The following is a 23,890-nucleotide window of genomic DNA, read 5'->3' on the forward strand; positions in this document are numbered from 1 at the left end:
TATTCTAAAATTGTTGCTGACCAACATGATTGTATTCGATTCGCTGAATAGTTACAAACAGTTTCTAAAAATCAAAAAAATCCTAAAAGGAATTCAGGACAAAAAACAAGTTACTTCTCAAAGCTGTTTATTAGACAAAGAATCAAACAGACTAAAAATAATTAATTTATTTTGAAGTCTCATTGAAAGCCTATACATTTGCATCGTTGTTTATGCAATTATTGTTGTTACACAAACAATATTTTTATCACCTTTATTAATATTATATACAATGAGAAAGTTCTTATGTTTCATCAGTTTAGCATGCATAACCATCGTTGCAGGCGCACAAGAGATATTAAGCCTTGATAGTTGCCGTGCATTGGCTATAGCCAACAATAAAGAGCTACTGATAAGCCAAGAAAAAATAAATTCCGCCCATTATCAGAGAAAAGCGGCATTTACCAACTATCTTCCTGACATTTCCGCCACAGGTGGATACATGCGTACCCAAAAAGAAATCTCATTATTGAACAACAACCAAAAAAGCGCATTAAGCTCTATGGGAACCCAAGTGAGTGGTGCCATGCAAGCAGGCATACAAAACATCCTGACGCAGAATCCCGGACTGGCGCAGAACCCTCAATTCATGGCATTGATTCAGGCATTGGGTAACATCGACGTAGCTACTCCGCTGAACGGACTCGGCAACTCCCTTGTGGATGCTTTCCGCACGGATACCCGCAACATGTATGCAGGTGCGCTGACTCTGACACAACCTTTATATATGGGTGGTAAAATACGCGCCTACAACAAAATTACCCGATATGCTGAAGAGTTGGCACGCCAGCAACACGCCAGCGGCTTGCAAGACGTCATCCTCAGCACCGACCAAGCCTATTGGCAAGTAGTATCGTTAGCCAGCAAAAAGAAGTTGGCGGAAGGCTATCTGAAGTTATTGCAGAAGTTGGAAGACGATGTAAACAAGATGATAGCCGAAGGCGTAGCCACCAAAGCAGACGGACTGTCGGTAAAGGTGAAAGTGAACGAAGCAGAAATGACACTGACCAAAGTGGAAGATGGCTTAAGCCTATCCAGAATGTTGTTATGCCAACTATGCGGATTGGACCTTTCCTCTCCCATCACCCTGAAAGACGAACAGGAAGATGATCTCGGTTCGAATGCGGCGGCTGCCGAAAGCATAGACATGAACAGCGTTTATGCCATGCGTCCCGAAGTGCGCAGCCTGCAGCTTGCCACGGAGATCTACAAGCAAAAGATCAATGTCACCCGCTCCGAATATATGCCTTCACTGGCATTGATGGGCAGCTACATGATGACCAACCCGTCTGTCTTCAACGGCTTCGAAAAGAAGTTCAAGGGAATGTGGAACGTGGGTGTCGTATTGCAAGTGCCTATCTGGCATTGGGGCGAAGGCTTGTATAAAGTGAAAGCAGCCAAAGCAGAAGCACGTATCGCCCAATACCAACTGGATGATGCCAAAGAAAAGATAGAACTCCAAGTCAACCAATCCGTCTTCAAAATGAATGAAGCCGCCAAGAAACTGACTATGGCAGAAAAGAATCTGGAAAAAGCCAATGAAAACCTGCGTTATGCCACCCTCGGATTTGAAGAAGGAGTGATAGCCGCCAGCAATGTCCTGGAAGCGCATACAGCATGGCTTTCCGCCCAATCGGATAAGATAGATGCACAGATAGACGTGAAACTGGCTGATATTTATCTGAAGAAGGCGGAGGGACGGTTATCAATTGACAATTGATAATTGACAGTTGATAATTGACAATTAAAACAGGAAATGGAAAGTTAACATTTAATATTTAGATAAATTGGATACAAAATCACAAAACAGTAACATGCTGCTGGCATTTCTGACACTGACAGGCGTCATTGCCATAGTAGCCATAGTGGGGTTCTTTATGTTGCGCAAAGGACCGGAAATCGTACAAGGACAGGCGGAAGTCACCGAGTATCGTGTATCAAGCAAAGTGCCGGGACGTATCCTGGAGTTTCGGGTGAAAGAGGGAGAAAGCGTGCAGGCAGGAGATACGCTTGCCATACTGGAAGCCCCGGACGTGTTGGCAAAACTGGAACAGGCGCGTGCCGCAGAAGCCGCTGCACAGGCGCAAAATGAGAAAGCACAAAAAGGTGCCCGTCATGAGCAAGTGCAGGGTGCCTTTGAAATGTGGCAGAAAGCAAAAGCCGGACTTGCCATCGCCGAGAAATCATACAAACGCGTGAAGAACCTTACCGACCAAGGTGTCATGTCTGCACAGAAGTTGGATGAAGTCACTGCCCAACGTGATGCTGCCATAGCTACCGAGAAAGCTGCCAAAGCACAGTACGACATGGCAAGAAACGGTGCCGAACGCGAAGACAAAGCCGCTGCCGCCGCTATGGTGAATCGTGCGAAAGGTGCCGTAGCCGAAGTAGAATCCTATATCAAAGAGACTTATCTGATAGCACAAACGGCAGGAGAAGTCTCCGAGATATTCCCGCAAGCAGGCGAACTGGTGGGAACCGGTGCACCTATCATGAATATTGCCATAATGGATGACTTATGGGTGACCTTCAACGTCCGTGAAGACTTGTTGCAAGGACTGAACGTGAATACAGAGTTTGAAGCCTTCATTCCAGCATTGAACAAAGATATCCGGCTGAAGGTGAACTACATGAAAGACCTCGGTACATACGCCGCATGGAAAGCGACCAAAACCACCGGACAGTTCGACCTGAAAACCTTCGAAGTGAGAGCTGTGCCGCAAGAGAAAGTGGAAGGATTGCGTCCGGGAATGTCGGTAATATTGGAGAAGTAACAAGGTGGGAAGTGGAAAATGGAAAGTGGAAAATGGTACGAGACAAAAAACACATCGCCTTGTGGAACGTATTGAAACGGGAATGCCGACGAATGGTTTCCCGCCCGTTGTATCTGTTCTGCATGGTGATAGCTCCACTGTTCTGCTATGTATTTTTCACCACGCTGATGGGTTCGGGGCTTCCTGTCAACATGCCCATAGGTGTAGTGGATCAGGATATGACCTCCACTTCACGCCAACTCGCGCGTAACCTGGATGCTTTCGAGCAGACTGCCGTTGTAGCCCACTACCCTACTGTCAGTGAGGCGCGCACAGCCATGCAGTCTGGGGAAATATACGGTTTCTATTATATCCCGCAAGGAACTACAGCCAAAGTACAATCCCAACGGCAACCTACTGTCTCGTTCTATACCAACAACACGCTGCTCATTGCCGGCTCGCTGCTCTACAAAGACATGAAAATGATGAGTGAACTGGCATCAGGAGCCGCCGCACGCGCCAGCCTGTATGCCAAAGGAGCTACTGAGGCGCAAGCCATGGCATTCCTACAACCCATCGTCATCGACACGCACCCACTGAACAATCCTTGGTTGAACTATTCCGTCTATCTGTGCAACACTTTTGCACCGGGCGTATTGATGCTGTTGATTTTCATGATAACCGTCTACTCCATCGGTGTGGAGATAAAAGACCGTACAGCCCGCGAGTGGTTGCGTATGGGAAATAACTCCATTTACATCTCCCTTGCCGGAAAGCTCTTGCCGCATACCGCCGTCTTTTTCCTGATGGGCATATTATATAATGTGTACCTATATGGTTTTCTTCATTTCCCTTGCAACAGCGGTATCCTGCCAATGTTGCTTGCCACTCTATGCCTGGTGCTGGCATCGCAAGGGATGGGAGTGCTCATGATAGGGACATTACCTACCTTGCGCCTGGGACTGAGTTTCGCATCGCTTTGGGGAGTACTCTCGTTCTCGATGTGCGGTCTGTCGTTTCCTGCTATGGCCATGCATCCCATGTTGCAAGGATTGGCGAACTTGTTCCCGCTACGCCACTATTTCCTGATTTATGTAGACCAGGCACTGAATGGTTATCCGATGGCCTATTCATGGATCAACTACGTGGCATTACTCATTTTCATGATGCTTCCTTTTCTCATTGTACATCGACTGAAAGGAGCGTTGATTTACTATAAATATGTGCCCTAATGAAACAGCTGACGTTTAAACAGAAAATCATACAAGGTATCCACGATTTGTTTTATATCTGGATGCAGGAGTTCCGCACAACTTTCCGCGATCAGGGTGTGCTCATCTTTTTCGTGCTTGTCCCGTTGATGTATCCGCTGATTTATGCTTTCATCTACACCAATGAGACGATACGTGAGGTTCCTGCCGTTGTAGTAGACTATTCACACAGTGCATTGAGCCGCGAATATCTGCGGAAAGTGGATGCCAGCCCAGAGGTGAAGATCGTGTCCTATTGTGCCGACATGGAAGAAGCGAAGCTGATGCTGAAAGAGCGCCTTGCATATGGCATTATCTATGTCCCCGCCGACTTCAGCGACAACATCGCGCAGGGGAAGCAGACCCAAGTCAGCCTGTTCTGCGACATGAGCGGACTGCTCTACTACAAGGCTTTGCTGAATGCAAACACAAGCGTGTCACTGGACATGAACGCCGACATAAAGATACAGCGTGCCGGCAACAGTACCCACCGGCAGGATGAGATCACCACCTATCCGATAAAATATGAGGATGTCGCCCTCTTCAACCCGACCAATGGTTTCGCTGCGTTCCTGATACCTGCCGTGCTGATACTGATCATCCAGCAGACCTTGCTGCTCGGCATCGGACTATCCGTCGGAACTGCGCGCGAACACAACCGATTCAGGGATTTGGTGCCCATCAACCGCCACTATAACGGAACGTTACGCATTGTCCTTGGCAAGGGATTGAGTTACTTCATGGTGTACGCTCTTGTATCTGTCTATGTGCTTTGTGTAGTACCACGTCTGTTCAGTCTTATCCAAATAGGCCGACCGGATATATTGGCACTGTTTACCCTACCCTATCTGGCAGCTTGCATTTTCTTCGCAATGACTGCCTCGATAGCCATACGCAATCGGGAAACCTGCATGTTGCTATTCGTATTCACCTCCGTACCCTTGCTGTTCCTTTCCGGCATCTCCTGGCCCGGTGCGGCAATGCCGGACTTCTGGAGATATTTCTCCTACATCTTCCCGTCGACTTTCGGAATCAATGGTTTCGTACGCATCAACAGCATGGGAGCCAGCCTCAACGAAGTGGCTCCCGAATACAGGGCTTTGTGGATACAGGCAGGTATCTATTTCCTGACCACCTGCGGGGTGTATCGTTGGCAGATCATCCAAAGCCGGAAACATGTGATTGAGAAGTACAAGGAATATAAAGGTCGGTAAACAACGATTGGAATCATCCGAGGAGAGCGTCTCGAAATGACGATAACCCACGGATAAAATTGTGGAAGGCAATTCAATTGTCAATATTTTTCTATACATGTATTTTGAAGGCATTTTTGCCCCTCGCCCCCTCCAGAATACCTTCTGAGAGGGGGGATAATGACTCAGGGACTGAAAGGGTTTCAGTCCCTGAGTGAATGCCTTTCAGTCCCTGAGTCAATGGCATTCATTCAGTGAGTGAATCCTGCATCTTCCGAAAAGCGGACATTCTCCACTGTTTTGTTAAGAAAAAGTCTTTTTCTTATTTACTTAATACGGCTTATACCGCATGACGGATAAGTGAACGACTCCTATGAAAAAAGAACTTTCGGAAGGTATTTCACACTAATTAACCAACTGTTTATTGCAAGGCTACGAAAGTTTCGTAGCTTTGCATTGAATTCATTTAAATACTTTATTCCATGGAAAAGTTAACTATACAAGAAGAAGAAGCAATGATTTACATTTGGGAACTGGGCAGTTGCTTCATTAAAGACATTGTTGCCAAATATCCCAAGCCGACGCCTCCCTACACCACAGTAGCTTCCATCGTGAAAAATTTGGAGCGCAAGCAGTATGTAACAGTCACACGGGTGGGGAATACGTACCAATACACACCCGCCATCCGCGAAAGCGAGTACAAACGTACCTTCATGAGCGGATTCGTGCGCAATTACTTTGAGAACTCATACAAGGAAATGGTCTCGTTCTTCGCCAAAGAGCAGAAGATTTCGACCAATGACCTGAAAGACATCATAGACATGATTGAGAAAGGGAAAGAATCTTAAAAAAGCAAACAGAAAGATGTTAGCGTATTTTCTAAAAATAAACGTAGCCATTGCGCTGTTCTATGCGTTCTATCGGCTGTTTTTCTATAAAGACACGTTCTTCACGTGGCGCAGGACGGCACTGCTGTGTTTCTTTGCCGTTTCTGCCCTGTATCCCTTGCTGAACATACAGACATGGATTACGGAGCAGAAACCCATGGTGGCAATGGCAGACCTGTACGCCGACATCATCCTGCCGGAAATCACTCTCATGCCCGAACAAACGGACACCGACTGGAAAACCCTCCTGCATCATGCAGCGGGCTTCACCTATTGGGGAGTGGTGGTTCTACTGGCAATCCGCCTGCTCATACAGCTCATCGGTATCATCCGCCTCTCCTTCCGTTGCCGGAAGACGCGGATAAACGGTACCGATGTACGCCTGCTCAAGCAAGCAGACGGGCCTTTCTCTTTCTTCCACTGGATATTTATCTATCCGGATAACCACACCGAGGAGGAATTGAACGAGATACTGACTCACGAACAGACTCATGCCAGCCAATGGCATTCGGTGGACGTGCTGATCAGTGAGACGGTATGCATATTCTGCTGGTTCAATCCCTTCGCCTGGCTCATGAAACGCGAGATCCGCACCAATTTGGAATATCTGGCGGACAACCGCGTATTAGAAACCGGGTACGACTCCAAAACCTATCAGTATCACCTGTTAGGACTCTCCCATCACAAGGCTGCAGCAACTATCTATAATAGTTTCAATGTTTTACCTTTAAAAAAGCGTATCAAAATGATGAACAAGAAAAGAACCCGAGAAATAGGAAGGACCAAGTACATCATGTTCCTCCCTTTGGCAGCCTTACTGATGATTATCAGCAACATCGAAGCCGTGGCACGCACCACCAGAGAAGTGGCCAAAGATGTCATAGAGGCTGTAGAAGAGAATCTGACGCCGAAAGTGACAGCACCGGACACGGAAACCGCCACTACCGGAATGATCCTTACAACGGAAACGGAAGCCCTGCCGGAAACGCTGGAAACACCCTCCGTAACAACAGCAACCCAATCTGAAACACCTGCGCCGCAACAGGACAAGGATAAACTTGTAACCTATCAGGGAGTGGTAGTGGACAAAGACGGCAATCCGGTGGAAGGAGCAGAAGTGATCGTAAAAGGAAGACACAAACTGCCGCAAAACCAGTCATTCCGGACCGACAAGAACGGAGAGTTCTCCATCCTTGCTTTCGAGAATACCCCATCCATAGCCATAAGATGGGAAAAAGACAGCAAATATATGTTAGGAGGTACCCCAATAGAGCATGAAAAACGCACCGGAATAAAAATTGTCATGAATGACAAATGGCTGAATCCGCCTGCCAACGATCCGAACAATCCGGTGTTTGAGGTAGTAGAACAAATGCCCGTATTCCCAGATGGCGGCATACAAGGTGTGATGCAATTTCTGGCGAAAAACATCAAATACCCGGTAAATGCAATGAAGAATGGTACACAAGGGCGCGTCACCGTGCAATTCATTGTAAATACCGACGGAAGCATCTCCAATGTAGGTATTCTGCGCGGAGTGGACCCTGATTTGGACAACGAAGCAGTACGCGTCATCAGCACAATGCCCAACTGGCAACCGGGCATGCAGAAAGGAAAAGCTGTACGGGTGAAATATACGATCCCCGTCATGTTCCGGTTGAATGATGAAAAGAAGGAGGAATACAAGCCTGTGCAGACGATTGCAGGTTCGGTAGTCGTTACAAACCAGACGAACGGAAAAGAGCCTGCGGTAAACAACAACGTAATCACTGTCTTTGAAGCCGTAGAGCAGATGCCTTCATTCCCCGGTGGCACAGAAGGACTGATGAGGTATCTTGCCCAACACATCAAATATCCGGTAGAAGCACAACAGGCCAAAAAGCAAGGACGGGTAGTCGTACAAGTCGTCATCGACGAAAACGGCAACGTTATAAGCCCTAAAATAACCCAAAGCGCCGAACCGCTATTGGATGCGGAAGCCATCCGCGTAACGGTAAACATGCCGAAATGGAAACCGGGCATGCAAAAAGGAAAGGCGGTCAACGTAAGATACACGTTCCCTATTGATTTTAAGTTACAATAAAGCTACAATCCAAGAAGAAATTCTCTCTTATAACTAATAGATTATCCGCAAGCCCTGCCCTTGGCCGTTCACTTCGGCACAAGGGCAGGATGCAGATAATCAAAAAAATCATATACCATGAAAAAGCGATTTATCCTATTGCTTTTCTTACTAATAACCAGCGTAGTCAGTGCTCAGGGGTGATTCTTTCAATTCGGGCATTATGACACACCTTCTTCTAACTCCCGAATAACTCCCGATAACTCTAAAAGAACAATTTCTAAAAGCTACTTATTCATCTTCACCACTTCCGTCGGTGCCATTTCCACATTGCGCTTGTCCACCTGACGGACTACGGCTGCCGCCAGTTGTAGGAAGGCGCGTCCGGTCACTGTGTTCTCATCCAGCGCTACCGGTGTACCGTTATCACCGCTCTCGCAAATGCTTTGCACGATAGGTATCTGCCCCAACAGAGGAACATTCATCTCTTCTGCCAATTGTTTGGCACCTTCTTTACCGAAAATATAATACTTGTTTTCAGGCAACTCTGCAGGCGTAAACCAAGCCATGTTCTCTACCAGACCGAGGATGGGGACATTCACCTTGTCATTGACAAACATGTTGATGCCCTTGCGTGCATCAGCCAATGCCACTGCCTGCGGAGTGCTGACAACAATGGCTCCCGTTAGAGCGAGCGTCTGCACTACGGTCAGATGGATATCGCTCGTGCCGGGAGGGAGGTCGATAAGGAAATAATCAAGATCGCCCCAATTGGCATCCCCTATCAACTGCTTCAAGGCATTGCTTGCCATGCCGCCACGCCATAAAGTAGCCTGGTCGGGGTCTACAAAGAAACCAATAGAAAGTAACTTGATGCCATATTTCTCTACTGGTATAATCAAGTCGCGACCTCCAATATTCTCGGCATACGGACGGGCATCTTCCACCTGAAACATCTTAGGCATAGAGGGACCGAAAATATCAGCATCCAACAAACCGACTTTATAGCCCAACTTTGCCAAAGAGACAGCCAGATTGGCAGCTACCGTCGACTTACCCACACCACCTTTGCCCGAAGAGACTCCGATGATATTCTTCACCTGGGGCAACATCTTGCCCGGTTCGGGACGTGCAGCCTGTTTGCTTTCGGTGGCGATAGTGACTTCCACATCATTGGATACATACGCATGAATAGCCGCTTCCGCAGCCTTTACCACTGACTTCATGAAAGGGTCGGTCGATTTCTCGAATATCAGCGAGAAACTGACTTTCATCCCATCTATGCGCATATTGTCGGCAACCATCTCTGCTTCCACGAGGTTCTTTCCGGTGCCGGGATAACGCACTGTTGCCAATGCGTCTAAAATTAGTTTAGGATAAAGGGTCATTTTAAATTAAAAATTGAAAGTTGAAAATTAAAGGAAACCTGGTTCGGACAGTTCACCACAAATTACACAGATTAACGCAAATAGTATAGGTGACACAGGTTGCACAAATTATCATCTATTACACAGATGTTATTAAAGTATAGTATAGAACGCACATAATCTATGATTATCTGAATAATCTAAATAATCCATGTCAATCTGAGTAATCTGTGACAACCTCTATTTTGATATGCCCACCATTCATCCTCCGTTATTTACTGGTTTGCAATCCGCTCCGCTTGCTGCGGTTATAACTGCGATATTCATCCAGTTCTATTTCCACATCGGGTTCATGCAACTCACCTTCTTTGGGCAGATGGAACTTGACGTACTTGATGTTCAGCCCGCGGTCCAGCCACTGTTGCTCGTAGTAGGTCCTGATGCTGAGAATCTCGTCAGCCATACCGGAATGATAGAGGTCTTCCGTCATCACATCTACCGGAAAATGATTCTCCTCAATCATGTAGCGGGTATAGGTGAACATAAAGTTGCTGTCTGTCTTCAAATGGACGATACCGTCCGGTATCAGGAACTTGCGATAACGCTCCATGAAATAGGTGGAGGTCAAACGCTTGGTTGCTTTCTTCATCTGCGGGTCGGAGAAGGTCAGCCATATCTCGCTCACTTCGTTCTCTGCAAAGAAACGGTCGATGATTTCAATGTTCGTACGCAGGAAAGCGACATTCTTCATGCCAGCACGCAAGGATTCCGTAGCACCGGACCACATACGGGCACCCTTGATGTCTACACCAATAAAGTTCTTATCGGGAAACAGGCGTCCCAGTCCGACCGTGTATTCACCACGTCCGCATCCTAACTCCAGTACAATGGGACGGTCATTCTTGAAGAATGACTCGTTCCATTTTCCTTTCATCTCAAAGGGTACATCCTCCACTGCCGAATAGGGATACTCAAACACGTGCGGATAGTCTGCCATATCGGCAAACTTAGCTAACTTACCTTTACTCATACGTTACTCCACAATGGTTACCCAGCCATGTGTATCCGGTTCGTCACCATATTGGATTCCACGCAGCTTGTTGTACAACTTCGTGCAAACAGGTCCCGGCTTGCCGTCTTTGGCTATCACGTAGGAATGTCCGTTCTCCGGATCATCGATACGTTCTATCGGGCTGATGACGGCTGCTGTTCCGCAAGCACCTGCCTCTTCGAACGTAGTAAGTTCCTCTTCAGGAATCGGACGACGTTCCACCTTCATACCCATGTCTTCGGCAAGTTGCATCAGGCTCTTGTTGGTGATAGAGGGCAGGATGGAAGTAGACAAAGGAGTGACATAGGTGTTATCTTTGATTCCGAAGAAGTTGGCAGCACCACACTCGTCGATGTATTTCTTTTCTTTAGCATCCAAATAGAACTCTGCGGAGTAACCTGCAACATGGGCTTCATGGCTGGCACGCAGGCTGGCCGCATAGTTTCCGCCCACTTTATAGATACCGGTTCCGAGCGGAGCGGCACGGTCATATTTGCGTGTAATGACGTAGGGAGTGGTGGAGAAGCCGCCTTTGAAGTACGGTCCTACCGGAGTTACGAATATCAGGAACATGTATTCAGCAGAAGGACGAACACCTACCTGTGCGCCTGTTCCTATCAGTAACGGACGAATATAGAGGGATGCACCGCTTTCGTAGGGCGGAATGAAACGTTCGTTCAGCTTCACTACCTTCAGCACGGCCTCTTTGAAGCGGTCTGTCGGCAATTCTGCCATCATGATGCCACGGCATGTGGATTGCAAACGGGCTGCGTTCTCCTCCAGACGGAAGATGCGCACCTTACCATCTTTTCCGCGGAATGCTTTCAGTCCTTCGAATGCTTCCTGACCATAATGCAGGCAGGTAGCCGCCATGTGAATGTTGAGCAGTTCGCTACTGCTGACTTCCAGTTCTCCCCATGCGCCATTGCGGAAATTAATTCTCACATTGTAATCTGTCTTCATATACCCGAACGACAGATTGGACCAATCCATTTCTTTCATATCTCAAAGTTTTTAAATTCATTCTAATTGCAACAAAAATACGGCTTATTCTTCACATTTTTGCTTCTCTGACAGTAATTTTTCAATTTCCTTATCAGCTTTAGTCAGTTTATCGCTGCAAAACGCAATGATCTCATTCGCTTCCTTTATCTTTTCGGCAAGCACATCTATTTCCAACTCGTTATTGTCTATCTGGCGGACAATCTTCTCCAGGCGATCCATCGCTTGAGAATAGGTTTCCTTTTTCTTTGAAGTAGGCATGGCTTTTTATTAATTGACTATTGACTATTAACAATTGACAATTGATAATTGACAATTGATAATTGACAATTCATTTTTTTTATAATTCACTATTTGTAATTACGGAAGTGGTTTTGCCACGGAAGAAGCGGGTAAGGATTTCGTCGCCTTCGCGCAGGGAAGAGGCGTCTTTCACTACTTTTCCGTCTTTCAACGTAAGACTGTAACCGCGGGCAAGCATTTTCTCAGGCGAAGCGTCCGTAAGGCGCTGCTGCAACAGTTCCAGGCGATGGTGCTGGCGCGAGAGGGAGGCTGTGACGGACTGGAAGATATCTTTCCGAACGGTCAGCAACGTCAGTTTGGCTTCGGACAGGCGGCGAACAACAGCCGAGGGAATACGTTTTCTGCATCCGTCCAGCCTGCGATGCTCTTCTGCCAATCGGAAAAGGATACTTTCGCGCAAACGTCCGGCAAGGATTTCCAGGCGGTCGGCAGTCATGCCCAAGCAGCTTATCAGAAATTCGGCGGCAGCTGTAGGAGTCTTCACTCGAGTGTGCGCCACGCTGTCGAGCACCGTATCATCCCGTTCATGCCCAATGCCAGTAATGACGGGCAAAGGGAACTGGGCACACGAAGCGGCAAGCAGGTAGGTGTCGAAACTGGAAAGGTCGGACGTAGCCCCTCCGCCACGAATGATGACTACCACATCAAAGTCATCCTGCCGGACAAGTATCTGATCCAGGGCGGAGAGTATGGATTCTTCTACACGGTCGCCTTGCATCAATGCCGGAAACAGTTCCGTGCGGAAGAAGAAACCACGGGGATTGTGCTGCAACTGATGACAAAAATCACCATACCCGGCTGCTGTGGGCGAAGAGATGATGGCGATACGCTGCGGAAGTTGCGGTATTTCAAGTTCTTTGTTCAGGGTGAGCACGCCTTCTGAGGCAAGTTGATCCAGAATCTCCTTACGGCGGCGAGCTATATCGCCCAAAGTGTAGGTGGGATCAATGTCCTGAACAGTCAGACTATAGCCATACAGTTCGTGGAAGGTGACCGTGACCTGCACTAACACTTTGATACCTGATACAAAAGCTTGTCCGGTGGATTCCTCGAAGTAAGGTTTCAACAAATGGAAGATATTCGACCAAATTATTCCCCGTGCTTTGGCAACCAAGCTGTTGCTATGCGGGTCTTTCTGAATAAATTCCAGGTAGCAATGACCTGTACTGTTGGTGCGCACGTCGCTCAGTTCGGCTTGCACCCAATATTCATCCGGCATACCGCATTCGATATGATGGCGCACCAAAGCATTTAAGTCATATAATGATAAAGCATCCATTATCTGGGGTTTATTTATGGCTTTCCTTGTATTGCTGATATGCCTTCCACATGTCGGGCACACCATAACCGTAAATATTATCAGGGAAATCGGCACGATTGCCCACGCGGCGTACCAGTTCGATCAACTCCTTCGCTGTCAGGTCCGGACATGCCTGCCACAGGCAAGCCACCATGCCACACATGATGGGCGAAGAGAAAGAAGTACCGTTTGCCCTTCCTTGGTTTCCATCCGTGCGGATGACGTCTGCACCCAAGCCGACAGCAACGACATCCGGTTTCACCCGATTGTCCGCCGTATTGCCAATGGAAGAAAAAGGTGCCAGTACGGCTCTCTTGTCCACAGCTCCCACGGTCAACACATTGTCTGCATCGCCCGGAGGGGTTATCTTCTTCCAAGGACCCGAACCGGAATTTCCGGCACTGCACACGAGCACCATTCCTTTGTCCGCCACCATTGAGGCTTGGCGTGACATCAACGCATATTGGCCGTCCAAATCACGGTATCTGTAATTCTTAGACTTGTCATCGAAGGTATAGTATCCTAACGAAGTATTCAGTACATCCACGCCCACACTATCGGCAAATTCGACTGCCGCAGCCCAGTAGTCCTGTTCCACCAGGTGCTCGGAATATTCGTCTTCGCTCCTGAGCAACCAGAAAGCAGCTTCGGGAGCTGTTCCGGTCATCACTTCGGGACGGTTCATGCCGATGCAGGAGAGCACGGACAGGCCGTGGCTGCTTTCGGCAAAAATATCTGCCTGAGGGTTCACAAAGTCTTTGGTGCCAAGGATGCGGATGTTCTGCATGGCGGTAATCCGGTCTACGTTATGGAAACCGGCATCGATGACGGCAATTGTGACGCTCTCTCCCCGAAAACCTGCTTCATGCAACTTATCGCCATTGCTAAGTTGAATCTGAGTGATGGCACGCCCGTAAACACTGTCGGGATATATCGTAGGCTGATTGACAACAGAATCGCGCCCGACAGACATGGTAGGTTTATAGGCACCAGGAGACATCCACACTTTCTCCGTAGAACGCACAAAAGGCAACGCAGCGATACGATCAATCAGCGCCGGGTCGTTGCAAGAGACTGTCACAAAGTTATTCCACTTTCCGGTCACCACAATGCGTGCTCCCAGTCTACGAATCTCGTCCATATACTTACGACATACCGGCAGATCGGTAGAGTCTATCGGAAGATTCTGCCTCTTGCGTCGTTCGATTGCCTTGTCGGAAAGAAACGCCTCCGGCTTCTCCAACGAATAGCCGGTAGCAGCTTTATCCCTTAAACTGATGCGATACTTCAACGTATCTTGCTGAGCCAAAGCCCCTGTCACAAAACAGGCAATGGCCAAAAAGGAAAACAGTTTTCTCATTGATTTATAAAAATGTTATGCAAATCTGCGGTAGAGTATTCCCCGTCCCGCACAGTCATGAATATTTCTCCACATTATTGTTTTCTGCAATGACCAGACCGATTCCGCGTTGCGAAGCGATGAACGCACCGCCCACCACACGCTTTCCGATGTAGAATACGGCAGACTGACCGGGGGCAATTGCCGAAGCCTCGGGCAAGAAATGCACAAGCAGACGTCCGTCGTCCAGCCGCCCGACAGTACAAGGTATCGGCTTGCTGCGGTAGCGGATGCGTACTGCCAGTCCGGTGGCAGAGAAGAACTCCTGTTCATCAATGATCTGCTCCTGCTCGGCAAGCATATACTCCACACGGAGTTGTTCGGCGTCACCCAGCATCACGGTATTCTTCTGCGGATTTATCTTCAGCACGTATGCCGGCTTGCCCAATGCTATTTCCAGTCCCTTGCGCTGGCCGATGGTGTAATAGGGAAAGCCTTTGTGCTCGCCCAGTTTCACTCCCTGCGAATTGACAAACCAGCCGGTTCCTATCTCACTGTCTATCTGCGGAGAGTGTTCGCGCAGAAAGTCGCGGTAGTCTCCCTTGATGAAACAGACCTCCATGCTCTCTCCCTCTTCCGCCTTCAGACGGAAGCCTTTGCTGCGCAGATATTCCCTCACTTGCAACTTCGTATATGTACCCAAAGGAAAAATACAACGCCTTAGCACGTCCTGCCCCAGCCGCCACAAAAAATAGGATTGGTCTTTCTTGTCGTCATCGCCTGCCACGACGTACGTCTTTCCATTCCTTTCTTCCAACCGGCAGTAGTGTCCGGTGGCTATAAAGGCACAACCCAACTTATCCGCCCACTCCGCCAGTATGCGGAACTTAAACAGAGGATTGCACATCACACAAGGGTTCGGCGTCCGTCCGTTGCAATATTCATCGATAAAGTTCTGCACGACAGTCTTACGGAAATCCTCCCGCTCGTCCACCACATAGTGTTCAATGCCCATGTTTGCAGCAAGTTGCCGGGCCTCCGTGGGGTCGTCTCCCCACACCCATAGGGTCAGACCGACAATGTCATATCCCAGTTCTTTCAGCATCAGACAAGTGGCGGTGCTGTCTATGCCACCGCTCATGCCAACCAATACGCGCTTCTCCGATTTGTCCATCTTGGATTATTCATTTAATTAGCCTACAAAAATAGATGATTTCGGGCAGAAGCCGCTGAAATGAGATACCTTTTTCACATGCCTTCACACAAACGCGTTTGTAATAAGGATTATCCACCCGGCTGTCGTCACTGCCAAAGGCAGGGTACAAAAGAGGCTGCGAAGCCTGTTCCTCTACCTGTCCAACAGGAAAGACTCTTCGCAGCCTCAAGGCTTATCAGTATCCGATGACAACCGGATAGTCTCTCTTTATCCGCAGTGGAAGTATTTCTCAACCAGCTTCAACATCTCTTCCGGCTTGTCCTGTAACTCGGCACGCAAAGTCCGGTCGTCATACGAGCGCAGTCTGGCAAGGATGCCATCTATCATTGCCGGACTGAACACACGATACTTCTCGAAAATCTCGCGCTGCTTCTCCAGACAATCTGCCGAGGCGGCGCAACTGTCGGGCAACTGCGCCAGTTGATTCAGTTTGTCTTCATTCTCTTTCTTATGAATATTCACATTCACATACGTCTTCTCTGCCACGTCCAGTGCATCGTCCATCTCGAAGCCATGACGGCACGCCACAGCCAGTCCGGCTATCAACTGATACAAATCTGCCGACCCGTCCGGTGAGCGCATTTCTACTGTCTGCTTCTGTGTCGTGTCGTAATGGCTCGGAGCCTCCAGCGGATTGGCAAGCATGCACATGTCCGCCTTTGCCGACCAACCCAAGGGGACGCGCACCAGTACGGAGCGGTTGCGGTCGCCCCAGCAGATGTTGGTGGGTGCCTCCTGATGGGGCACGAGGCGGAAATAGGAAGTAGGATTCGTATTGCCGAAGGCAGTGATGGAAGCGGCCACCTGCATCATGCCCGCGATCGCCTTGCGTGCCGTGGCAGACAGTACACCGTTCTCCAACATCTGGTTCTGCCCGTCCTTCACGATACGCATGTGGATGTGCAGTCCCGAACCCGCTTTTCCGACAGTGATCTTCGGTGCGAACGTGATGTCATAGCCATACTGATAGGCCAGGTTGCGAATGATCCACTTGGCTATCATCAGCTGGTCGGCAGCCAAATCGGCGCGCACAGGCAGGAACTCTATCTCGTTCTGCTCATAAATCTTGTTGCCGAGCGTAAAGTTGCCCACCTCGGAATGGCCGTACTTGATCTGTCCGCCGGCCTGTGCGATGTACGACATGCACTCCGTACGGAAATCGTTGAACTTGGCATACGGTGCCGACTCGTGATAGCCGCGCTGGTCGGTGGCGGGAAACAGTCCGGTGTTCTCCGAAATGACGTAATACTCCAACTCGCCCATGGCCTGGAACTCCATACCCGTCACGTCGGTAAAGGCGCGGCAAGCCTTGCGCAGGGTATATTCCGGGGAGCTTTCCAGTGGTTCGCCGTCCTTGTTGAAGTAAGAACAGAGCATAGACAGAGTGGGCAATTCGGAGAAGGGGTCTATGAAGGCTGTCCGGAAACGGGGCAACACATACAGGTCGCTGCTGCCTGCCTCGATGAAGGGGAACAGGCTCGACCCGTCCACCCGTTCGCCACACGTAAGGATAGCGTCCAGATAGGCTTCATTGTTAATCACGAAGTTCAGCGTTTTCAACCTCCCATCGGCGGCGGGATACATGAAGTTCACCATTCGGATATCGTTCTCCTTGATGTAGGAGATAATGTCGGCTTTCGTAAACTCGGAAGCGGGTTTCTGAAGGGCAGCCACCAGTAAATTGGGGCTCATTGACAATTCTTGGTTCATCATATGTCGGTTGATTGTTTAAGTTTATTATATGATTAACAAAACACGGGCATGGGAGCGCATCGAAAACCGACACCAGTCTGTGAGACGAGTATCGGAACGCCCCGCTACGCACAAAGATAGTAAAAGTTCTTTAGAAACAAGAAATTCAGGCTTGTTTTTAAGGATAAATCACGCGGGCGGAGGTGTTCCGCTTTCAATATGACAGCTTCTTTCCCGCACATCAGGCTGATGTAATCGGAATGTAATACGCATGAAACAGAAATATAACATCGGTCTCCGATCTTTGCCGCCGTAAACCAACCGGATAGAAACAATGGTCATGAAGAAAAGCTTATTCCCCCTGTTCATTTTCCTGCTGCCACTGGCTGCCGGCGCCCAAACTCCGTATCACGACGAAGACGGAAAGCGGATCGACAAGAAAGAGTTGCAGGTGAAGGATTATCTGCCGGAGATACACGGCACCCTACGCGGCAAGTTCGAGTATCAGACGAAAATGAAGGCAAGCCGCTTCGAAGTGCGAAACGCACGCATCAGCCTCACAGGCAACGTCTTGCCCATCGTGGCATACAAAGCCGAAATCGACCTTTCGGACGAAGGGCAAATCAGGATGCTGGACGCCTACGCCCGCCTCTTCCCCGCGAAAGGCGTGACAGTGACCGCCGGACAAATGCGCGTGCCCTTCGGCATCGACGCACACCGCTCGCCCCATCAGCAGCACTTCGCCAACCGCTCGTCCATAGCCAAGCAAGTGGGAAACATACGCGACGTAGGTGTCACCTTAGGTTACGCCTTCGGCAACGAAACGCCCGTCACCCTGGAGGCGGGACTGTACAACGGTTCGGGACTGACCCACCAGAAGGTATGGCACAAGGAGGTGAACTATTCCGCCAAAGCGCAACTCCTGTTTGCACGGAAACTGAACCTGACCTTAAGCCTACAGAGCTTCCAGCCGCAGGACGTGCGGATAAACGCCTACGACATCGGCGCCTTCTACCGCTCCGGCCGCGTGCACATCGAAGGGGAGTATCTGTATAAGACCTATGCCGATCGTGCCTACGACGACGTGCATGCCCTGAACAGCTTCGTGGGCTACGACCTCCCCTTGCGGAGAGTGTTCCGGAAGATCTCTTTCCTCGCACGCTACGACATGATGACCAGCCAAAGCGACGGAAAAACCACCGACGAAGCGACCGGCACCCTGTCCACCACCGACTACAAACGGCATCGCCTGACCGGCGGCATCACCCTCAGCCTCGGCAAAGCATCCGTCACCGACCTCCGGCTGAATTTCGAGAAGTATTTCTACGCCCGTAACAGCCAATCCAAGGAATCGGAACAGGACAAGATCGTGCTGGAGTTGATGGTACGCTTCTGAACGGAACGCCCTGTGCCGCCCCTGCCGGGCAGCGTTCACCACAGACGATGCGGATTGGCACGGATTATTCCCTTAATCTTTTAATAATCAAGCAGAATAATCCGTACTAATCCGCATCGTCTATACTAATCTGTGGCAACCCGCGTAATCCGTGGTAGCACCGCGGCTCCTACTTGAAGAGCAGTTGCGCCATGTGATACAGGCTCCTGCGCCACGTGAGGAACTCGTGCGCCGTGTCGGGCGATACGTAGGAGGTCGCGTTGAATCCCGCCGCCTTCAGTTCTTCTACGGCTTTGGTGACGCCGGCCGGGTTCTCCTTGCTTCCGCAACTGATGAAGATGGATGCCACCTGATTCTTCTCCTTGATGTCCGACGGGGCATACGTGCCGCCGCTCAGCAGACCGTAGTAGTTGAACACCTCCGGACGGCGCAGGGTGATGAGCTTCGTCTCGAAACCGCCCATCGAAAGGCCGGCCATCGCACGGTGCTTCTTATTGGGCAGGGTGCGGAAATGAGTGTCGATGTAAGGGATCAGCTCGTCTACGAGGACGGTCTCGAACTCCTTGGCGGTGAAGGTGTTGATGCCGCCGAACTTCACGTCGTTCGTCATGCCGTAGGTCATCACGATGATGAACGGTGCGATCTTGCCCTCGGCAATCAGGTTGTCCATGATGAGGTTGGCGCGGCCTTGCACGGACCAGGCGGTCTCATCCTCGCCCCAGCCGTGTTGCAGGTAGAGGACGGGATATTTCTTCTTGTCCTTGCCGTAGGTGGGAGGCGTGTAGACGAAAGCGCGGCGGTGCGTATCGGTGCTCTTGGAGTAGAACCACACTTGCTGCACGTTTCCGTGGGGCACTTGCTTCATGGCGTAGAAGTCGCTGTCGTGTGCAGGGATCTCGATGCCACTCTCCCAACGGCAGGAGCCGTAATAGTTCTTCGCGCCGGGGTCGTTGAAGAGGCCTCCGTCAATGTTCAGGTGATAGTAGTGGAAGCCTTCGTCCATGGGGCCTTCCGTGGTGCCCGTCCATACGCCTTCCTTGTCCTTGCGGAGGACTGTGCCTCCACGGCCACCCAGTCCGAGGCTGACGATGACCGACTTGGCGTCGGGAGCCACCACGCGGAAGCGAGCGTAGCCTTGCGAGTTGACCATCGGATACTGTTGTCCCGGCTGGTTGAGGGCGGAGGGGAGGAAGTCTTCTTTCACGACGGCGTTGTCCAGTGCCGGATCGAAGTCCTTGATGAGGTTGTAGACGCGCTTGGGCTTGTAGTTCTCGTCGTAGGGCAGCGGGTAGTTGCGGGCTCCGAGCCATGAGTCGCGGTCGGAGAGGTTCCAGAAGGTGACGTTGTCTATCACCTCCTTGTGCTTGCGGAGCACGCGGAAGAGGCGTGTGTACTGGTCTTCCTGTAACGCCTTCACCACCTGACTGATATCGGCGCCGCCGCGGCTGAAGTTGAGCTGTCCGCCCATCTCCTCGTTGGCGCGTATGTCCAGTTCGGTGATGTGGATGTGCTTCACGAGGGTGGAGTACTTGGTGATGGCGGCGTCCACATCCTCCATGCTGGGGCCGTAGATGTTGTAGTGTCCCTGCATGCCGATTCCGTCGATGGGTATGCCTTCTTCTTTCATGGCTTTCACCATGTTGTAGATGCGGTCGCGCTTGGCGGGGTCGGCGGCGTTGTAGTCGTTGTAGAACAGGAGCACGTCGGGGTCTGCCTCGCGGGCGTAGATGAAGGCTTTCTTGATGAACTCGTCACCGGCTATCTGGTAGAGGGGCGAGTTGCGGTAGGGGCTGGGCTTCTGTCCGGCGATGCGCGGTCCGCCCTGCCAGCCTCCGTCGGAGATGGCCTCGTTCACCACGTCCCAAGCGTAGATGACGTCCTTGTAGCGCTGCACGATGGCGGTGATGTGCTGCTTCATGTTCTTGAAAAGGGTCTCTTTGGAGACCAGTTCGCCCTTGGCGTCACGGTACATCCATTCGCCTATCTGCGCATGCCACATCAGGCAGTGTCCGCGTAGCTTGATGCCGTTGGCGCGGCAGAAGTCGGCGATTTTGTCGGCATTCTCCCAGCTGAACTTTCCGCTCTCCGGTTCGGTGAGTTGGGGCTTCATGTCGTTCTCGGCGGTGATGCTGTTGAAGTCCTTCTTGATGAGGGCAATCTGGTCGGGTTCCGAGATGTTGCGCATGTTCACGGCCACGCCAATGGAGAAGTAATCCTTGTAGGCGTCTTTCAGGCCCGTTTCGCTTTGCTGCGCCAAGGCGTGACCGGCGTTCGCGGCCAGTGCCAAGGCAAGCAGGGAAGATTTGAATAAGTGTTTCATTGGATAATTATTAAAAAGGTTTCTATTGTCCGCCCGCCTACGCATGCAAGCAGGAGGTTTCTCTGCTTGTCTGCAGGCGGGGGCAGGCGGGGTTTCATCTTGTTATTTCCTGCATCGGGAACTGTTATTTCCTGCGTCGGAAACATTTGCAAATAAACCACTTTTTTATAGGACGCTGTTCCTCTCATGTTACACATATCTTTCGCCATATAACATCTTTGTCCCCACGCCGCATACGACGTTCGACTATGTTACATTTTTCTTTATCCATGCAACATCAGGGCCTGGAACATGCCTGAGACGGTAGCTGTGACGGGGAAAAAGCCGTGGAAGGAGAAGGGCAGCGCGCACGCGAAAGGGCGGGAAGAGGGCGGACGAAAAACGACAAAAAAGAGAGGGACAAGCAACGCGGAAAAAGATGACAAACCAAGCGGAAGAGGTTTCCGCCCGAAAAACGGTTCACGGAAACCAGTTAATTTAAATTAATGTTCCCGCTGTTTTTTTGATGCTTTTCGGCCATTTTTTACCCCCTCTGACTTCGCTACTGCTCCGTTACTGCTCCGTTCTTTAGCGATTGGCGTTAAAATGGCGCCGTAGTTTTAACGCATTGGCGCGATAGTGTTACGGGAAGTTAATCGGGTGTTCACTGCCCCCGTTATACTTGCATTGTTGGATTCGTATGCATCACCGCCCCCGCATCCCTGCCCCCATCCAATCGCGGAAAAGACGTGCAAAGGATCTGCAAAGAACTTGCAAGAGATTGGTAAAAGACTCGCAAAAGATCTGCAAAGAACTCGCAAAAGACTTGCATTTCTCACCGAAAAACCGTATCTTTGGCTTAAAGAAATCAGACTATGGCCAATCCGATCCTCCCGGGCATCCCCGAAGCCGAACAAGCCCTATTGTATCGGAAACTGAACGACTACAATCAGGGACGATCCTCCTACAAAGAGGCAGGCACCTACTTGGTCGTACTCCCCCGCCCCGACCATCCGCGCTACTCACTATGGGTCTACTCCCCCCTGCCCGGACGCCAGTCCATCTTCTACATACAAGACCTTTCCGAAGACATCAACGAAAGCCTGCGAGCCGCAAGCACCCTCTGCTACTACTCGCCCCGCCGCCTGCTACTAGTCGAATACAGCGCCAAACACATGCAGAGCAAAGGAGACGACCTCATCCCCGTGGGCAAATACCGCGGCCACTTCCTGCACGAAATCTTCCGCATCGACCCCGGATACATCACCTGGGCCGCCTACAAGTTCACCCCCCGCATCCCCAAGCAGGAACGCTTCGTGCACATCGCCCGGATATACCACTCCGTACACATCGACATCCTCCGACGCCAAGCCCGGCAGACCCCCTCCACCAGCCGCCACCTCGGCCAGCCGGGCGAAAAACTGGCGAACCTCACCCTCAAAGTGCTCCGCGTGCGCCTGGAAGACGACCCCTACAAGACCACCGTCAAAGGAAACACCCCCTACTTCTACGTCCGCCAACTGCTCACACTCGAAGACCCTATCGGCAACCTGGTCACCCTCCGCCTCAACGCCCGCACCGCCAGCCACGAATCCTGCCAACTGCCCGCCACCGAACACGCCTTCCGGCCCGGAGAAACCCTGCACGTAGCCTCGGCACGCATCGCACACACCTACACCTCGGCAGGCAAACCATACACCCGCCTCAATTACGTCAAACTGCGCAAGGCGGAATAAGCTGTTTTTTTTGGAGGGAAAAGAGTTATCGGAAAATATACCCCCTTTCCCCTGCGGGTTAAATAAGTTTAAAAGATAACCTATTGTCTTTTCCGTTCAAAACATTCCTCCTTTCTTTGCCGAACAGAAAAGGGGGTGCTATAAAAGATAGCTGAGATTATACCCAATGAACCTGATGCGGTTAGTACCGCCGAAGGGAGTTTTCTTTCTATATTCTTCTACTGCTCGTTTATACTACTGTCCCTTTCTGCAAGTAGAACCTCTAAAATTCAGACATCAAATGTTTGACGTACAATTCATCACGCATTTCACGCCCACCATCACCTACGTGGATTCCGCACGCATCGCCCTCGAAGGCGGATGCCGCTGGATACAACTCCGCATGAAAGACGCCTCCGAAGCCGAACTCAGAGCCACCGCCATCGACGTACAAGCCCTCTGCCACCAATACAGTGCCACCTTCATCATCGACGACCACGTAGACCTGGCGAAACAACTGCATGCAGACGGCGTCCACCTCGGAAAGCAAGACATGCCGATAAAAGAAGCCCGCCAACGACTGGGCATGAACTTCATCATCGGCGGAACCGCCAATACCTTCGACGACCTCAAGCAGCATGCCGCCAACGGCGCCGACTACATCGGCTGCGGCCCCTTCCGCTTCACCACCACCAAGCAGAAACTCGCCCCCATCCTCGGACTGGACGGCTACCGCTCCATCCTGACACAGATGAAGGAAGAAGGCCTCACCCTCCCCGTCGTCGGCATCGGCGGCATCACGCTCCACGACATCCCGGCACTGAAAGCCATCGGCCTCAGCGGCATCGCCTTGAGCAGCGGCATACTGAAAGCCGAAGCCCCCGTGCGTGAGATGAAAGAAATCATCCGACTGGCCCAATAACGTCGTACGACCGACCGTGCAACAGCATACGACCGACTGCGCAACAGCATACGATCAACCGCGCAGCAGCATACGACCGACCAAACAGAAACCAATTATTAAGC

Annotated in this window: 18 protein-coding genes and 1 riboswitch; of the genes, 9 read left to right on the forward strand and 9 right to left on the reverse strand. The window is 50.5% G+C overall.

Annotated elements, in window-relative coordinates; translation table 11 throughout:
- The first annotated feature begins 271 nt into the window (after positions 1 to 271).
- The 6 genes from QZ323_RS10700 (at position 272) to QZ323_RS10725 (ending at position 8,205) form a co-directional block, all read left to right on the forward strand.
- On the forward strand, positions 272 to 1,759 hold the full coding sequence (locus tag QZ323_RS10700; RefSeq protein ID WP_294634675.1) for a TolC family protein: 1,488 nt from the start codon (positions 272 to 274) through the stop codon (positions 1,757 to 1,759).
- A 94-nt stretch (positions 1,760 to 1,853) separates the two neighbouring features.
- The gene (locus QZ323_RS10705) at positions 1,854 to 2,813 is read left to right on the forward strand and encodes an HlyD family efflux transporter periplasmic adaptor subunit (protein WP_294634700.1); all 960 of its coding nucleotides are present in this window, start codon (positions 1,854 to 1,856) and stop codon (positions 2,811 to 2,813) included.
- A 32-nt stretch (positions 2,814 to 2,845) separates the two neighbouring features.
- Positions 2,846 to 4,024: an ABC transporter permease gene (locus QZ323_RS10710; protein ID WP_294634676.1), complete on the forward strand. Its 1,179-nt coding sequence runs from the start codon at positions 2,846 to 2,848 to the stop codon at positions 4,022 to 4,024.
- Positions 4,024 to 5,256, forward strand: a complete 1,233-nt coding sequence (locus QZ323_RS10715) for an ABC transporter permease (RefSeq protein ID WP_294634677.1) — start codon at positions 4,024 to 4,026, stop codon at positions 5,254 to 5,256. Before QZ323_RS10710 ends, QZ323_RS10715 begins: the two co-directional genes overlap by 1 nt.
- A gap of 461 nt (positions 5,257 to 5,717) precedes the next feature.
- A complete protein-coding gene (locus QZ323_RS10720) occupies positions 5,718 to 6,083 on the forward strand; it encodes a BlaI/MecI/CopY family transcriptional regulator (RefSeq protein WP_294634678.1) in 366 nt (121 codons plus the stop codon).
- A gap of 16 nt (positions 6,084 to 6,099) precedes the next feature.
- Positions 6,100 to 8,205, forward strand: a complete 2,106-nt coding sequence (locus tag QZ323_RS10725; protein WP_294634679.1) for a TonB family protein — start codon at positions 6,100 to 6,102, stop codon at positions 8,203 to 8,205.
- A gap of 266 nt (positions 8,206 to 8,471) precedes the next feature.
- Here QZ323_RS10725 and QZ323_RS10730 read toward each other — a convergent pair whose 3' ends face one another.
- The 8 genes from QZ323_RS10730 to QZ323_RS10765 all read right to left on the reverse strand — a co-directional run bounded on the left by QZ323_RS10730 (position 8,472) and on the right by QZ323_RS10765 (position 17,472).
- Positions 8,472 to 9,572: an Mrp/NBP35 family ATP-binding protein gene (locus tag QZ323_RS10730; RefSeq protein ID WP_294634680.1), complete on the reverse strand. Its 1,101-nt coding sequence runs from the start codon at positions 9,570 to 9,572 to the stop codon at positions 8,472 to 8,474.
- A 250-nt stretch (positions 9,573 to 9,822) separates the two neighbouring features.
- A complete protein-coding gene (gene trmB, locus QZ323_RS10735; protein ID WP_294634681.1) occupies positions 9,823 to 10,581 on the reverse strand; it encodes a tRNA (guanosine(46)-N7)-methyltransferase TrmB in 759 nt (252 codons plus the stop codon).
- A gap of 3 nt (positions 10,582 to 10,584) precedes the next feature.
- On the reverse strand, positions 10,585 to 11,604 hold the full coding sequence (locus QZ323_RS10740; protein ID WP_294634682.1) for a branched-chain amino acid aminotransferase: 1,020 nt from the start codon (positions 11,602 to 11,604) through the stop codon (positions 10,585 to 10,587).
- Positions 11,605 to 11,649: 45 nt separating this feature from the next.
- A complete protein-coding gene (gene xseB, locus QZ323_RS10745; RefSeq protein ID WP_294634683.1) occupies positions 11,650 to 11,865 on the reverse strand; it encodes an exodeoxyribonuclease VII small subunit in 216 nt (71 codons plus the stop codon).
- Positions 11,866 to 11,944: 79 nt separating this feature from the next.
- Positions 11,945 to 13,186, reverse strand: coding sequence for an exodeoxyribonuclease VII large subunit (gene xseA / locus QZ323_RS10750; protein ID WP_294634684.1), 1,242 nt, complete (start codon positions 13,184 to 13,186; stop codon positions 11,945 to 11,947).
- Positions 13,187 to 13,196: 10 nt separating this feature from the next.
- A complete protein-coding gene (locus tag QZ323_RS10755) occupies positions 13,197 to 14,567 on the reverse strand; it encodes a S8 family serine peptidase (protein WP_294634685.1) in 1,371 nt (456 codons plus the stop codon).
- A gap of 55 nt (positions 14,568 to 14,622) precedes the next feature.
- Positions 14,623 to 15,720 carry a tRNA 2-thiouridine(34) synthase MnmA gene (gene mnmA, locus QZ323_RS10760; RefSeq protein WP_294634686.1) on the reverse strand — a complete coding sequence of 366 codons (1,098 nt, stop codon included), beginning with the start codon at positions 15,718 to 15,720 and terminating at the stop codon, positions 14,623 to 14,625.
- Positions 15,721 to 15,969: 249 nt separating this feature from the next.
- The gene (locus QZ323_RS10765; protein WP_294634701.1) at positions 15,970 to 17,472 is read right to left on the reverse strand and encodes a glutamine synthetase family protein; all 1,503 of its coding nucleotides are present in this window, start codon (positions 17,470 to 17,472) and stop codon (positions 15,970 to 15,972) included.
- Positions 17,473 to 17,794: 322 nt separating this feature from the next.
- On the opposite strand from QZ323_RS10765, the gene QZ323_RS10770 reads away from it, so the two are divergent.
- Complete coding sequence (locus QZ323_RS10770) at positions 17,795 to 18,850, forward strand: porin (RefSeq protein WP_294634687.1); 1,056 nt, start codon at positions 17,795 to 17,797, stop codon at positions 18,848 to 18,850.
- 169 nt (positions 18,851 to 19,019) lie between these two features.
- Here QZ323_RS10770 and xyn10D/fae1 read toward each other — a convergent pair whose 3' ends face one another.
- The gene (gene xyn10D/fae1, locus QZ323_RS10775; protein WP_294634688.1) at positions 19,020 to 21,170 is read right to left on the reverse strand and encodes a bifunctional endo-1,4-beta-xylanase/feruloyl esterase; all 2,151 of its coding nucleotides are present in this window, start codon (positions 21,168 to 21,170) and stop codon (positions 19,020 to 19,022) included.
- A gap of 854 nt (positions 21,171 to 22,024) precedes the next feature.
- Between xyn10D/fae1 and QZ323_RS10780 the strand changes: the two genes are divergently transcribed.
- Positions 22,025 to 22,885, forward strand: coding sequence for a hypothetical protein (locus tag QZ323_RS10780; protein ID WP_294634689.1), 861 nt, complete (start codon positions 22,025 to 22,027; stop codon positions 22,883 to 22,885).
- A 121-nt stretch (positions 22,886 to 23,006) separates the two neighbouring features.
- Positions 23,007 to 23,102: riboswitch (TPP riboswitch) on the forward strand.
- A gap of 63 nt (positions 23,103 to 23,165) precedes the next feature.
- A complete protein-coding gene (locus QZ323_RS10785; RefSeq protein ID WP_294634690.1) occupies positions 23,166 to 23,786 on the forward strand; it encodes a thiamine phosphate synthase in 621 nt (206 codons plus the stop codon).
- The last annotated feature ends 104 nt before the right edge of the window (positions 23,787 to 23,890 follow it).

This window comes from uncultured Bacteroides sp. (genome assembly GCF_910585845.1).
Lineage (GTDB): Bacteria > Bacteroidota > Bacteroidia > Bacteroidales > Bacteroidaceae > Bacteroides.

Bases quoted from the DNA above. Each gene is read 5' to 3' on its own strand.
- QZ323_RS10700 (WP_294634675.1), top strand. From the start codon at position 272: ATGAGAAAGTTCTTATGTTTCATCAGTTTAGCATGCATAACCATCGTT.
- QZ323_RS10705 (WP_294634700.1), top strand. From the start codon at position 1,854: ATGCTGCTGGCATTTCTGACACTGACAGGCGTCATTGCCATAGTAGCC.
- QZ323_RS10710 (WP_294634676.1), top strand. From the start codon at position 2,846: ATGGTACGAGACAAAAAACACATCGCCTTGTGGAACGTATTGAAACGG.
- QZ323_RS10715 (WP_294634677.1), top strand. From the start codon at position 4,024: ATGAAACAGCTGACGTTTAAACAGAAAATCATACAAGGTATCCACGAT.
- QZ323_RS10720 (WP_294634678.1), top strand. From the start codon at position 5,718: ATGGAAAAGTTAACTATACAAGAAGAAGAAGCAATGATTTACATTTGG.
- QZ323_RS10725 (WP_294634679.1), top strand. From the start codon at position 6,100: ATGTTAGCGTATTTTCTAAAAATAAACGTAGCCATTGCGCTGTTCTAT.
- QZ323_RS10730 (WP_294634680.1), bottom strand. From the start codon at position 9,572: ATGACCCTTTATCCTAAACTAATTTTAGACGCATTGGCAACAGTGCGT.
- trmB (WP_294634681.1), bottom strand. From the start codon at position 10,581: ATGAGTAAAGGTAAGTTAGCTAAGTTTGCCGATATGGCAGACTATCCG.
- QZ323_RS10740 (WP_294634682.1), bottom strand. From the start codon at position 11,604: ATGAAAGAAATGGATTGGTCCAATCTGTCGTTCGGGTATATGAAGACA.
- xseB (WP_294634683.1), bottom strand. From the start codon at position 11,865: ATGCCTACTTCAAAGAAAAAGGAAACCTATTCTCAAGCGATGGATCGC.
- xseA (WP_294634684.1), bottom strand. From the start codon at position 13,186: ATGGATGCTTTATCATTATATGACTTAAATGCTTTGGTGCGCCATCAT.
- QZ323_RS10755 (WP_294634685.1), bottom strand. From the start codon at position 14,567: ATGAGAAAACTGTTTTCCTTTTTGGCCATTGCCTGTTTTGTGACAGGG.
- mnmA (WP_294634686.1), bottom strand. From the start codon at position 15,720: ATGGACAAATCGGAGAAGCGCGTATTGGTTGGCATGAGCGGTGGCATA.
- QZ323_RS10765 (WP_294634701.1), bottom strand. From the start codon at position 17,472: ATGAACCAAGAATTGTCAATGAGCCCCAATTTACTGGTGGCTGCCCTT.
- QZ323_RS10770 (WP_294634687.1), top strand. From the start codon at position 17,795: ATGAAGAAAAGCTTATTCCCCCTGTTCATTTTCCTGCTGCCACTGGCT.
- xyn10D/fae1 (WP_294634688.1), bottom strand. From the start codon at position 21,170: ATGAAACACTTATTCAAATCTTCCCTGCTTGCCTTGGCACTGGCCGCG.
- QZ323_RS10780 (WP_294634689.1), top strand. From the start codon at position 22,025: ATGGCCAATCCGATCCTCCCGGGCATCCCCGAAGCCGAACAAGCCCTA.
- QZ323_RS10785 (WP_294634690.1), top strand. From the start codon at position 23,166: ATGTTTGACGTACAATTCATCACGCATTTCACGCCCACCATCACCTAC.